This window comes from Duganella sp. 1224, from assembly GCF_013408245.1.
Taxonomy (GTDB): domain Bacteria; phylum Pseudomonadota; class Gammaproteobacteria; order Burkholderiales; family Burkholderiaceae_D; genus Rugamonas.
Genome location: NZ_JACBYS010000001.1, coordinates 546,683 through 558,675, shown reverse-complemented (window position 1 = coordinate 558,675; position 11,993 = coordinate 546,683). Strand labels below are relative to the sequence as shown.

The following is an 11,993-nucleotide window of genomic DNA, read 5'->3' as shown; positions in this document are numbered from 1 at the left end:
GATTCCTGCGCCGAAAAGTATCACAATTCGTTTACGTTTACGTGAGGATTTTGTCAGCACCGCGCAGGCAGAATGGCGTCATCGTCATTCCATCCACGGAGAGCAGCATGAACACCAGACGTTCCTTCATCCTGACCGGCGGCGCCGCGCTGCTGGCCGCCATCGGCTACCGCAGCACCATCGCCGCCCCGGCCGCCGCGTGGGAAGTCACCCGCACCGACGCCGAATGGCGCGCGCTGCTCACACCCGCCCAGTACGACGTGCTGCGCAAGCGCGGCACCGAGCGCCCGTTCAGCAGCCCGCTGTACAAGGAGCACCGCGCCGGCAAATTCCTGTGCGCCGGCTGCCAGAATCCGCTGTTCTCGTCGAAGAACAAGTTCGACAGCGGCACCGGCTGGCCCAGCTTCTGGAAGCCGCTGGACCGCGGCGTGGTCACCAGCCGCACCACCGCGCTCGGCCTGTATGGCGTGGAAGTGGTGTGCCGCCGCTGCGGCAGCCACCTGGGCGACGTGTTCGACGACGGCCCGGAACCAACCGGCCTGCGCTACTGCATCGACGGTGTGGCGCTCAACTTCGTCGCCGGCGACGCCTGAGCGGAGGACCGCATCATGTTGCTGATATTGCTGTCTTATCTTGGCGGCGCGCTGACCATTGTCAGCCCCTGCATCCTGCCGGTGCTGCCGTTCGTGTTTGCGCGCACCGGCCAGCCGTTCGTCCGCAGCGGCCTGCCGCTGCTCGCCGGCATGGCGCTGACCTTCGCACTGGTGGCCACGCTGGCCGCCGTCGGCGGCGGCTGGGTGGTGCAGGCCAACCAGTATGGCCGCTGGCTGGCCCTGGTGCTGATGGCGTTCTTCGCCATCACGCTGCTGCTGCCGCAACTGGCGGACCGCCTGACCAAGCCGCTGGTGGCGCTGGGCGACAAGCTGTCCAGCAAGGCGGCCGGCGGACAGGGATCGGGCGCCGGCGCGTCCTTCGTGCTCGGCGTGGCGACCGGTTTGCTGTGGGCGCCGTGCGCCGGCCCGGTACTGGGCCTGGTGCTGACCGGCGCGGCGCTGAACGGCGCCAGCGTGGGCACCACCCTGCTGCTGCTGGCGTATGCCGCCGGCGCGGCCACTTCGCTGGCACTGGCGCTGCTGGTCGGCGGCCAGGTCTTCAGCGCGATGAAGCGCTCGCTGGGCGCCGGTGAATGGCTGCGCCGTGGCCTCGGCGCCGCCATGCTGGCCGGCGTGGCCGCCATCGCCACCGGCCTGGATACCGGCCTGCTGACGCAAATCTCCACCGTCGCCACGGCGGGCGTGGAGCAGAAGCTGATCGACACGCTGGCGCCACGTGACAAAGCCAGCAACGAGGATATGCCGCCGGAAGGCGGCGCCATGATGCGCAGCGCAGCCGCCGCCCGCAGCGATGAAGTGGCGGCTGGCGGCACCATGATGGCGCGCAGCGCCATGGCCGGCGAAGCTGGTCCGGCCATGCGCGCCATGCGCGCCGCCACCCACGGCAGCGACGAGCTGCCGGTCGAAGGCCAGTTGCCGCCGCTGAACGGCGCGGTGGAATGGCTGAACGCCAAGCCGCTGACCGCCGCGCAGTTGAAGGGCAAGGTGGTGGTGATCGACTTCTGGACCTACTCGTGCATCAACTGCCTGCGCAGCCTGCCCTACACCAAGGCCTGGGCCGACAAGTACCGCGCTCAAGGCCTGGTGGTAATTGGCGTACACGCGCCGGAATTCGCCTTCGAGCGCAACGTCAACAATGTGCGCAAGGCGGTCAAGGATCTGGGCATCACCTTCCCGGTGGCGATCGACAACGACTACGCGATCTGGCGCGCTTTCGGCAACCAGTACTGGCCAGCGCACTACTTCATCGACGCCCAGGGCCGCATCCGCCACCACCACTTCGGCGAAGGCGATTACGCCCAGTCGGAACAGGTGATCCAGCAACTGCTGGAGGAAGCCGGCGGCAGGAATGTGACGAACACCGTGGTCAGCACCGAGGACGCGCGCGGCGTGCAGCAGCAGTCGGACGCGGGCCAGGTCGGCTCGCCGGAGACTTACCTCGGCTACGAGCGCGCCCAGAACTTCGCCTCGCCGGAACAGCAGGCAGCCAACGTGGCCCGCCAGTACACGGCGCCCGCCAAGCCAGGGCTGAACCAGTGGGGCCTGGCCGGCAACTGGCTGGCGCAGGCGGAGCAGATCACGCTGAATCAGGCGGGCGGCAGCATCGTCTACCGCTTCCATGCGCGCGACCTGCATCTGGTGCTGGGCCCGACCAGGGACGGCAAGCCGGTGCGCTTCCGCGTGACCATCGACGGCGCGGCGCCGGGCGCCAGCCACGGCACCGACGTCAAGGCCGACGGCAGCGGCGTGATCGACAGCCAGCGCCTGTACCAGCTGGTGCGGCAGTCCGGCGAGGTGGCTGACCGCACGTTCAGTATTGAATTCCTCGATCCCGGCGTACAAGCCTACGCCTTCACCTTTGGTTAAGCAGGAGAACTGTCATGAAAAATATCGCACTCAAAGTCGGCGCGCCGATCGCCTTCCTCATCGGCGTCGCCTTGCAGCAGCATGCCGCGTCGGCGGCGGAATCCGCGGTCGTCATCGCGCCGCCGGCGGTGGATGAACCGGCCAACGGCCAGCACACGGCCACCGCCATCTTCGCCGGCGGCTGCTTCTGGGGCGTACAAGGCGTGTTCCAGCACGTGAAGGGCGTGAGCAGCGCGGTGTCCGGCTACACCGGCGGCAACGCGCGCAGCGCCAGCTACGACATGGTGGAAAATGGCGATACCGGCCACGCCGAGTCGGTGAAGATCACCTACGATCCAACGCAGGTCAGCTACGGCAAGCTGCTGCAGATCTTCTTCTCGGTCACGCACGACCCGACCACGCTGAACCGCCAGGGCGGCGACGTCGGCACGCAGTACCGTTCCGCCATCTTCCCGCAGACGCCAACGCAGCGCGCGGTAGCGGAAAAATACATCGCGCAACTGGACGCCTCGCATGTGTTCAAAAAGCCGCTGACGACCAGGGTGGAGCCGGACAAGCAGTTCTACGTGGCCGAGTCCTACCACCAGAATTACCTGACGCTCCATCCGAACGATCCCTACATCGTCTACAACGATTTGCCGAAGGTGGATAATCTCAAGCGCATCCTGCCGGACCAGTACCGCGCCGAGGCGGTCCTGGTGCGCAAGCCTATGTGACCGCGATCAACGCCTGACCTGTTCCAGCAACTCCAGCACCGCGCCGGCCACCACATCTGGCTTATCCGCCTGAATCACGTGGCCGGCGCCGGCGACGATGCGTTGGGTGCCGCGGCTGGTGAGCGTGGTGAAGGTTTTCTGAAGCTGGACGTTCTCGTTCTCGAATGCCTTGTTGGCGGCGCTTTGCGGCTGCCCCGGCACCGCGTAGGGGCTGACGCCACGGGTGAGCACCAGCACCGGGATGTCGCCAAAGGGACGGCGCAGTTTGCGCAGTTGATCGTCGCTGGTGGCCATGGCGTCATACTCCGCCACTTTGGCGCGCCAGTAGGACGGCTTGCGCTCCGACGCCAATATCGCCGCGCCCAGTTGCGGCCCATACGTCGCCAGCGGCTCGCCGATGCACTGCGTCTGCTTCTCGCTGTCCTTGTCGAACCCGCGTTCCGCCACCTCCAGACAATACCTGTTCTGCGCCGCGAGCATCGCATAAAACTGGCGAATCTTGCCGCCGGACGCCTGATCCAGCCGCTCGGTTTCGTCCTCATGCTGGGCTTCGACAAGCACCAGCCCTTGCACCGATTGCGGGTAGCGATAGGCATATACCTGTACGTTGGCGCCGCCCAGTGAATTGCCGACCATGATATAAGGGCCCTTCTCGCCCGCCGCAGTCAGCAATTTATGCAGATCCTCCACCACGTTTTCGGCGGTATTCGGCCGCGTGGCCGGATCGCTGAAGCCGAATCCGGCGCGGTCGAAGATGCAGGCGCGCGTGTGTTTGGCGACCTCCGGCTGCACTTGATACCAGGCCCATCCCGCGTCGCCGGCGGCCGCGTCGAAGACCACCGCCGGTGTGCCGCTGCCGCTGCAGTACAAATTCATCTTGCGCCCGCCCCCGACATCGATCAACTGATGCGGTACCGCGAATTCGTTTGCCGCCGCCCAGCCGGAACTTAACGCCAACAGAACCACCACTGCTTTCATCGGAACCTCCTTCTCGCATGTGAAGTACCCCAATAATCGGCGATAATAGGCAGATGGACAAGCTCATTTCGGAACTGCGCAGGCTGTATCTGCTCAACGCGGACAACACTCAGCGCCTGCAACACCACTTGCGCGGCGAGGCGACGTTTGCCTTCGATCTGGCGCAGGATGGCGTCACGCGCGCCATCGTCATCGACTTCCACAAGGCAGACAGCGAGCAGCACTGGCAGCGCTTATGCAACGTCGCCAACGCCCTGCAATCGGACCTGGACTTGCCGGCGCCGGCGGTCAGCGTGTCCGGCGGCGAGTGCTATCGCCTGTGGCTGTCGCTGGCCTCGCCCATCCCGGTGGAACAGGCGCGCCAGTTCCTCGCCTTGCTGCACAAGGCTTACTTTGAAGACGAGCAGATTGACCTGGGTCGCACCGTGGTCGAACTGCCGCCATGCCTGCACGTAGCCACCGGCCTGTGGGCGGCCTTTGTCAACCCAAGCATGGGCGGCGCGCTGGCGGATGACCTGGGACTGGAAATGCCGCCCAATGAACATGCGCAGGCCGTCTTTCTGGAAAAACTGGAATGCATCGGCGACGACGTCTTTGCCAGCGCGCTGGCGACGCTCCAGCGCCGCCATCAAGCCACCAAAGCCGCGCCAGCACCGGCGGCGGACAAGCCAGCCAGGCCGGCCGACACGCCACCCGGCCTGTTGCTGAAGGACGCCACGCTGGAAGACATCGTGCGCCACCTGCACGCGCTGGGCATTGAGCCGACCTTCCGCCACGTGCTGAAAAACTAGCGCACCGCCAGCGATACGCTCGGCGGGAATTGCGGCGCGCGCCGGTGGCGCGTCGCCTGTTCGTAGGCGTAGGCCATGCGGATCAACGACGCCTCGCTGTACGCCGCGCCCACAAACGACAAGCCCACCGGCAGACCATGCACATACCCGGCCGGCACCGTGATGTGCGGATACCCCGCCACCGCCGCCGGCGACGAGAAGCTGCCGGTGAAGTGGTCGCCATTGATGAAGTCCGTCAGCCACGCCGGGCCGCCGGTCGGCGCCACCAGCGCATCCAGCTGGTGCTCCTTCATTACCTGATCGATACCCTCGGCGCGCGCGTAGCGGCGGTTGTTGGCCAGCGCCTCCTTGTAGGCCGGCGTCTCCAGCCCGCCCTTGGCCTGCGCCTGTTCCAGATACTCTTGCCCGAAATACGGCAGCTCCTGCTGGCGATGCTTGCGGTTGAAGGCAATCACCTCGGCCATGTTGGACACCGGCGCATTGGGCGCATACTCCTTCAGATAAGCCTCCAGATCGGCCTTGAACTCATACAGCAGCACCTCGGTTTCGCTGTCGCCGTACTTGCCCACGTTAGGAATTTCGGTATCGATCAGCACCGCGCCCTGCGCCTTCAGATCCAGCAGCGCTTTTTCGATGACCGCGTCGAGCTCCGGTTGGTGGCCGAAGAAATTGCGCGCCACGCCGATGCGCGCGCCTTTCAGGCCGGCCTTATCCAGCGCCGCGCGGTAGTCGCCAACCTTGCCGACGCTTTCCCGCGTCACCGGGTCCTGGGGGTCCACACCGGTCATGGCGGCCAGCATCAGCGCGGCGTCGGCCACGCTGCGCGCCATGGGGCCGGCCGTGTCCTGCGAGTGGGCGATGGGGATGATGCCGCTGCGGCTGACCAGCCCCAGGGTCGGCTTGATGCCCACCAGGCCACAGATCGACGCCGGCGACACGATCGAGCCGTCGGTTTCCGTGCCCACCGCCAGCGTCGCCAGGCCGGCGGCAATGGCGGCGCCGGAGCCGGAACTGGAGCCGCTGCAGTTGCGGTCCAGCGAATACGGGTTGAGCGTGAGGCCGCCGCGCGCGCTCCAGCCGCTGACCGAATTGGTCGAGCGCATATTGGCCCACTCGCTCAGATTGGTCTTGCCGATGATGACCGCGCCGGCCGCGCGCAGCTGCGCGGTCACGTGCGCATCGCGCGCGGCGCGCACGCCGGCCAGCGCCAGCGAGCCGGCCGTGGTGCTCATGCGGTCGCCGGTGGCGATGTTATCCTTCAGCAGCACGGGAATGCCGTGCAGCGGGCCGCGCACGCGCTTCAAGGTGCGCTCGCGGTCCATGTCCAGCGCGATCTTCAGCGCCTCCGGGTTGATCTCGATGATGGCGTTGATGCGCGGCCCGGCCTTGTCGATGGTCTTGATGCGGGCCAGGTACTGCGACGTCAGCGAATGCGAGGTCAGCTTGCCCGCCTCCATCATCTGCTGCTGTTCCAACACGCCAGCGTCGAGGATGCCGCTGGCGCCCGCTGGCTTGGCCAGCGCGCTGCTGGTGCTAGTGACGGCCCCCGCCGCCAGTCCGATTTTGACGAAATCCCTGCGATCCATGCCATCCCCGTGATTGGTTTCACTAATGTGCCGCATTTGTTGCGTGGCATAAATATATCAGCAGGTTGCAACTTCCACCACAAAAATTGGTAAAAAAAAAGCACGCCGGCTTGCGCGGGCGTGCTTTTCACAAAAAAACCGGTGCTTAGTTGCGCACGACTTTCTTGAATTCGTTGGTGCGGGTGTCGATTTCGACGATGTCGTCTTGCGACACGAACAGCGGCACCTGGATGGTGAACTGCTTCGATTCGATGGCGTTTTCGATCTTGGCTTCCTTGGTCACGTTGCCCGAGGTGTTGCCCTTGACGGCTGGCTCCGAGTAGACGATCTGACGCTGGATGGTGGTTGGCAGTTCAACCGAGATCGCTTTGCCGTCGTAGAACACGGCTTCGCATTCCATGCCGTCTTTCAGGTAGTTCAGCGCGTCGCCCAGGTTTTCTTCTTCGATTTCGTACTGTTCGTAGTCAGCGTCCATGAACACGTACAGTGGGTCGGCGAAGTACGAGTAGGTCACTGGCTTCTTGTCCAGAACGACCACGTCGAACTTGTCGTCACCGCGGAACACGCTCTCGAATGGGGCGTTGGTCAGCAGGTTTTTCATTTTCCACTTGTAGGTGAAGCCCGTGCGGCTCGAACCGTTGACGTCGGAGCGCAGCACGATGAATGGCTTAGCGTCAACCATGATGATGTTGCCAACACGAATTTCTTTTGCAGGTTTCATAGTGATTCTACTTAATAAGGTGGTTGCGTAAAGATCATCGTCGCCACGCAGGCTTACGCTTGATCGGGTAAAAAATGCGTCAGAGAGATTAACCCGGCATTGTACCTTGTTTTTCCGGCAGCGCCTATCTCAGCGTGGCGGCAAACGCCAGCATGTTGCTGGCCAGGTCGCCGTGCGCCAGCATTTGCCGCTGCCACTCGGCAGCGCGGACGGTGGCGGCGGCGCGCTCGCCGGCCAGCGCCGCCCACAGGCCGGCCCAGTCGTGCGGCGCGCCATCAGCCGGCGCGCCGTTCCAGCGCAGCGCAAACGCCGCCAGGCCCGGCAGATCGCCGGCATAACGCTGCAGGAAAGCGCGCAGCTTCTTATGGTGCAGGTTCTCGTCCTGCGGATAGATGTGCCAGACGAAGGGCTTGCCGGCCCACTGCGCGCGCACGAAGGAATCCTCGCCGCGCACGAAGTTCAGGTCGCAGGCCCACAGCAGCCGGTCGTAATCCGGCTGCGGTACGAAGGGCAGCACGCGCACCGTCAGCGCGCCGCGCGTGGCCACCTCGCCGGCCCTGCCCTCGCCGCCGGTGAAGGCGCGCACGGCGTCGGCCGCCACGCCTTCCGGCACCAGGCAGACCAGCGGCGCGTCGCCCTGGCGCCAAACGTCGAACAGCGCCGACACCGGCGCATGCGGATAGCAGAACAGCGAGATCCTGGTGGCCGCCAGCTCGTCCGGCGTCAGGCCCAGCTGACGCAGGAACGGCGCCGGATCGAATTGCAGGCGCTGCTGTTCCAGCGCCGCCTCGCGCAGCAGGCCGCCGGTCTTGTCGGTGAAGCCGGGGAAGAAGAAATGCTTCATCAGGCCTTGCCGCTGCGGCGACGGCAGGCGGTGACAGCCTTCCACCCACTCTTCCGCCGTCAGCCCCTCCAGGTTGAACCAGACCGGGCGCGGCTGGCGCTGCGCCATGGCGTCGATGTAGCCAGGCGGGATATCGACCGCGAAGAACTCCACCACGATGTCCGCCACATCGGCCGGCATGTAGACGCCGTGCTGGTCGCGCCAGTGCCGGACCGTGACGCCATCAATTAGCTGGCGGTCGGCGGCCACGTCCACCGGCGGGCAGATGCGCCGGAAGCTGACCAGGTCGTCCACATACAGCGTGACCGCCACGCCGTGTTCGCGCACCAGCTGCTTCGCCAGCCGCCAGCAAATACCGATGTCGCCATAGTTGTCGACCACGCGGCAGAACAGATCCAGTTTCATGGTGAGGTGAACAGAAAAATCGAGGCTGGATGATACCTGATTAACGCCGCGCGGCCACCAAGAATACTAAAACTTCATGGCGGCTTGGCAGTCCAATCCTACCAGCGCGGCCCCACGGCGCGCTGCAATCACCAACAACAAGGAGATGTCATGAATGAGTTTCAACAATACTACGGACAACAATTCGCACCCCAACAATTTGGCGAACTGGCGCCACAAGGGTTTCTCGGCGGGCTGCTCGGCGCGCCGCTGGGCGGCCTGATCGGACGCGGCATCGGCGGCCTGTTCGGCAATGCCAACCTCGGCCGGCAGATCGGCCAGGCGGCCGGCGGCATCGGCGGTGGCCTGCTGCCGTTCGGCGCCGACCCGGTGGCGGCCGCCTACGCGCAGCAGGCGCAGCAACAGCAACTGCTGCAGCAGTTGCAGCAGGCCCAACTCGGCCAGTTGGCGCCGCAGGGCTGGTTCGGCAACATCATCAAGCAGGTCGGCCGGCCGCTGGGCGGCATGATCGGCGGCGCCTTCGGCAACTCGGGCCTGGGCAACACCATCGGCGGCATCGCCGGCCAGTTGGGCGGCATGCTGCCGTTCGCCGCCGATCCGATGCTGCAGATGTCTGCGCAGCAAGGGCTGGCACCGCAAAGCCTGTTCGGCGACCTGTGGCGCCGCAACCATCCCTATGGCGGCATCCTCAGCCCCACCTTCCCGGTGCAGCAGCCGATGATGCCGTTTGGCGCCGACCCGCTCGGCGCCGCCTACGCGCAGCAGGGACAGCAGGGACAGCAGGGGCAGCAAGGCGGCATGCTGCCGTTTGGCGCCGATCCGGCGTCGCAAGGCTATGCGCAGCAGGTCCAGCTGCAACAACTGCAACAACTGCAGCAGTTGCAGGACCAGGGCCTGCTGCCGCAAGGCTGGTTCGGCAACATCATCAAGAACGTGGGGCGGCCGCTGGGCGGCATGATCGGCGGCGCCTTCGGCAACTCGGGCCTCGGCAACACCATCGGCGGCATCGCCGGCCAGCTGGGCGGCATGCTGCCGTTTGGCGCCGATCCGCTGACGGCGGCCTATCTGCAACAGGCGCAGCTGGCGCAACTGGCGGCCCAGCAGGCCAACGGCGCGCAGTACGGCGGCCAGCAAACCCTGCATTGATACCGCGGCGGCGCCCGGCGCGCCGCTCTGCCTTCGAGGAGACATCCATGCCTGGCACGACTAGCGACACCCCGCCCGATCCGGCCAAACGCCGCTTCCTGGTGCACGCCGCGCGCGGCGCGCCGCTCAACGACTTCCTGACCGTGGCGGCCACCGACGCCGACATCGCCATCGTCGACATCATCGGCCCGCGCGACCGGCCGCACACGGCAGTGGTCGAACTGACCGCCGACAAGGCGCGCCTGCTGGACCAGCACTTCCGCCAGACCGGCTCGCCCTCGCACCAATTGACGATAGAACCGGACCAGCCGCTGTCCATGTTCAGCGGCCCGTTCGACCCGTTTTGAAAGGAACATCATGCCCAAGAACCCGAATGGCGGCAGCAACACGCCGCCAGACCTCACCACGGCCGCCGGCGACGGCGCAGCCGCCGCGCCGGCCGATAGCGGCAATCCCGGCGGCGGACGCCGCGCCGGCGGCAGCGCCAGTCCGCCCACCGCCAGCACCACCGACGGGGCGCGTGCCACCGACGCCGACGCGGCCGCCAGCCGGCCCGATGGCGGCGACGCCGCGCCCCACAGCAACGGTCGCGCCGACAGCGCCGGCCGCAGCATCGGCGCCCGCAAGAAGCAATTCGTCATCGCCGCGCGCGCCGCGCCGGAAGGCCTGCAAACGCTCGGCCTCCAGCCGCTGCAGTTTGACGCGCTGGAGCAAGCGCTGCGCACCAGCGGCGACGTCGACGTGATCGACCGGGTCGGCCCGAAAAATGCCTTGGGCACGCTGGCCGACGGCATGGGCGGCGCGCAAGGCGTGCTGGTGGCGCGCATGACCGAACAAAAAGCCGCCGCCCTGCACCAGCAAGGCCAGGGCCGCCTGCTGGTCGAGCGCGACCAGCCGCTCAACCTGATGGAGCCCTCGCTGCGCCAGCCGGCGCTGGTCACCGGCGTCACCCCCACCGACGGCGGCGGGCCGGTGCTCAACGCCGTCATCAGCGTCCTCGGCAAGGATGGCGCGCCGCAGGCCAACGCCGAGGTGTCGCTGTTTGGCAGCATGCTGCCGGCCAGCGGCAGCACCGACGCCAGCGGCCAGGTGACGCTGACGCTGTTCGGCGAAACCGCCGACACCGTGCGCGGCCTGTACGTCAAGCCCAAGGCCGATTACTGGAGCTTCTACCAGCGCGACCCCGACATCCGCAACGACGAAGCCAACGTGGTGGTGCTGCGCGCGCTGTCCGACTGGCCGGCGCTGGCCGGCTTTCCGCGCCAGCGCGTGTACGGCTGGGGCCAGAAGGCGATGCGGCTCGACCAACTGCCCGGCAACTACCGCGGCCAGGGCATCCGGATCGCCATCATCGACTCCGGCGCCGCCACCACGCACGACAACCTGCGCGGCATCCACGCCGGCTTCGACGTGCTCAACAAGAAAACCAGTCCCGACGGCTGGGACCAGGACACGCTGGGTCACGGCTCGCACTGTGCCGGCGTCATCGCGGCCGCCGACATCGCCTCCGGCATTCGCGGCTTTGCGCCCGACGCCGAAGTCCACGCCTGCAAGCTGTTCCCCGGCGGCCAGGTCAGCCAGCTGATCGACGCGCTCGAATACTGCATCGACAAGCAGATCGATGTGGTCAACCTGTCGCTGGGTGGCGCCGACGTGTCGGAAGCGCTGGAGCAGCAGATCATCCGCGCCAGGCGCGTCGGCGTAGCATGTGTAGTAGCGGCCGGCAATTCGGGCGGCGCCGTGCAGTATCCGGCCTCGTCGCCCAACGTGCTGGCGGTGGCCGCCATCGGCAAGCTGGACGAATTCCCGGCCGACAGCTACCACGCGCAAACGCTGGACAACAACGTCGACGCCTACGGCTACTTCACGGCCAGGTTCAGTTGCTTCGGGCCACAGGTGGGCGTGTGCGCGCCGGGCGTGGCCATCACCTCCTGCGTGCCGCCAAATAACTTTGCCGCGTGGGACGGCACCTCGATGGCCGCGCCGCACGTGACCGGCCTGGCCGCGCTGGTGCTGGCACACCATCCCGACTTCAAGACGCCGCAATACAGCGCGCGCGGCGCCGAGCGGGTCGAGCGGCTGTTCCAGGTGATCCGCGCCAGCGCGCGCCGCGTCAGTCAGGGCGACCAGAGCCGCACCGGCTTCGGGCTGCCGGACGTGCTGCTGGCGGTGGGCCTGCAACCGCAGAGCGCCGTGCAGCCGCAACAGATGATGATGTTGATGGCGCCGGGGTACGATCCGCTGTCGCTGGCCATGCTGCCGCTGTACCGGCCGCCGCTGCACTACGCGCCGCTGGCGTGGTGAGGGCCAACAATGCAAAAAGCCG

General features: G+C 66.6%; 11 protein-coding genes. 7 read left to right on the top strand and 4 right to left on the bottom strand.

The genetic code is table 11. From position 1 onward, the window contains the following. Positions 1–107 precede the first annotated feature (107 nt). From msrB to msrA, 3 genes are read left to right on the top strand one after another with little or no spacing between them, the layout of a single operon-like run. Complete coding sequence (gene msrB, locus FHW58_RS02590) at positions 108–593, top strand: peptide-methionine (R)-S-oxide reductase MsrB (RefSeq protein WP_179671512.1); 486 nt, start codon at positions 108–110, stop codon at positions 591–593. Between the two features lie 15 nt (positions 594–608). Further along, positions 609–2,480, top strand: coding sequence for a cytochrome c biogenesis protein DipZ (locus tag FHW58_RS02585; protein WP_179671511.1), 1,872 nt, complete (start codon positions 609–611; stop codon positions 2,478–2,480). A gap of 14 nt (positions 2,481–2,494) precedes the next feature. Next, positions 2,495–3,196 carry a peptide-methionine (S)-S-oxide reductase MsrA gene (msrA, locus tag FHW58_RS02580; RefSeq protein ID WP_179671510.1) on the top strand — a complete coding sequence of 234 codons (702 nt, stop codon included), beginning with the start codon at positions 2,495–2,497 and terminating at the stop codon, positions 3,194–3,196. A 6-nt stretch (positions 3,197–3,202) separates the two neighbouring features. Here the strand turns inward: msrA and FHW58_RS02575 are convergent, their stop codons facing one another. Next, entirely contained in the window at positions 3,203–4,174 is a 972-nt protein-coding gene (locus FHW58_RS02575) for an alpha/beta fold hydrolase (RefSeq protein WP_179671509.1), read from the bottom strand. A 53-nt stretch (positions 4,175–4,227) separates the two neighbouring features. On the opposite strand from FHW58_RS02575, the gene FHW58_RS02570 reads away from it, so the two are divergent. Beyond that, on the top strand, positions 4,228–4,965 hold the full coding sequence (locus FHW58_RS02570) for a hypothetical protein (protein WP_179671508.1): 738 nt from the start codon (positions 4,228–4,230) through the stop codon (positions 4,963–4,965). Here FHW58_RS02570 and FHW58_RS02565 read toward each other — a convergent pair. The 3 genes from FHW58_RS02565 to earP all read right to left on the bottom strand — a co-directional run bounded on the left by FHW58_RS02565 (position 4,962) and on the right by earP (position 8,521). Further along, positions 4,962–6,551 carry an amidase gene (locus tag FHW58_RS02565; RefSeq protein ID WP_179671507.1) on the bottom strand — a complete coding sequence of 530 codons (1,590 nt, stop codon included), beginning with the start codon at positions 6,549–6,551 and terminating at the stop codon, positions 4,962–4,964. The two genes, FHW58_RS02570 and FHW58_RS02565, sit on opposite strands and share 4 nt — an antisense overlap. Before the next feature lie 145 nt (positions 6,552–6,696). Continuing rightward, entirely contained in the window at positions 6,697–7,272 is a 576-nt protein-coding gene (locus FHW58_RS02560) for an elongation factor P (protein WP_179671506.1), read from the bottom strand. Positions 7,273–7,396: 124 nt separating this feature from the next. Continuing rightward, positions 7,397–8,521 carry an elongation factor P maturation arginine rhamnosyltransferase EarP gene (gene earP / locus FHW58_RS02555; RefSeq protein ID WP_179671505.1) on the bottom strand — a complete coding sequence of 375 codons (1,125 nt, stop codon included), beginning with the start codon at positions 8,519–8,521 and terminating at the stop codon, positions 7,397–7,399. A gap of 150 nt (positions 8,522–8,671) precedes the next feature. Between earP and FHW58_RS02550 the strand changes: the two genes are divergently transcribed. The 3 genes from FHW58_RS02550 to FHW58_RS02540 are packed head-to-tail and all read left to right on the top strand — an operon-like array spanning position 8,672 to position 11,971. After that, positions 8,672–9,667 carry a hypothetical protein gene (locus FHW58_RS02550; RefSeq protein ID WP_179671504.1) on the top strand — a complete coding sequence of 332 codons (996 nt, stop codon included), beginning with the start codon at positions 8,672–8,674 and terminating at the stop codon, positions 9,665–9,667. 47 nt (positions 9,668–9,714) lie between these two features. Then, a complete protein-coding gene (locus FHW58_RS02545) occupies positions 9,715–10,014 on the top strand; it encodes a hypothetical protein (RefSeq protein WP_179671503.1) in 300 nt (99 codons plus the stop codon). A 10-nt stretch (positions 10,015–10,024) separates the two neighbouring features. Continuing rightward, on the top strand, positions 10,025–11,971 hold the full coding sequence (locus FHW58_RS02540; protein WP_179671502.1) for a S8 family serine peptidase: 1,947 nt from the start codon (positions 10,025–10,027) through the stop codon (positions 11,969–11,971). Positions 11,972–11,993 lie beyond the last annotated feature (22 nt).